The organism is Vibrio sp. 1978, assembly GCF_033344345.1.
The window spans coordinates 1-512 of the sequence record NZ_JAWPOP010001053.1 but is presented as its reverse complement, the minus strand read 5'-3'; the positions used below and the strand labels follow the sequence as shown (position 1 = coordinate 512).

The window sequence follows — 512 nt, the reverse complement described above, 5'->3', positions numbered from 1 at the left end:
ATTACTTTCACCAAGCCAGTGAAGAAATGCTCGCCAGTGGCGAACTCGTCGCCGCGCTCACTAATTATGATGGCCCTCAGGGTAAAGACGTGTTCGTCAAAGCGCTCGCTCAGCTGTTTCGTGAAACATACGGCTGGGACATCAGTGAGAAGAATATTAGCCTGACGAATGGCAGCCAAAGCGGGTTCTTCTACCTATTTAATTTGTTTGCTGGTCAGCAGCCAGATGGTTCGCACAAAAAAGTCCTGTTGCCTATCGCACCGGAATACATTGGCTACGGTGATGCAGGTATCGATGAAGACATTTTTGTTTCGTACCATCCAGAAATAGAGCTACTCGACAACGGCCTATTCAAATATCACGTTGATTTTGAAAAGCTCACCGTCGATGACTCCGTCGCAGCAATTTGTGCATCTCGCCCAACCAACCCAACAGGAAACGTACTGACTGACGAAGAAGTGCGTAAACTGGACAAATTGGCGCGCGAGAACAACATCCCACTGATCATCGAC

The 512-nt window shown here is 48.2% G+C and carries 1 protein-coding gene; it reads left to right on the top strand.

Annotation, left to right across the window (positions count from 1 at the left end; all coding sequences use genetic code 11):
* Window positions 1–512: aminotransferase class I/II-fold pyridoxal phosphate-dependent enzyme (locus tag R8N49_RS30615; protein WP_318190885.1), on the top strand; the 512-nt coding region annotated here is incomplete at both ends.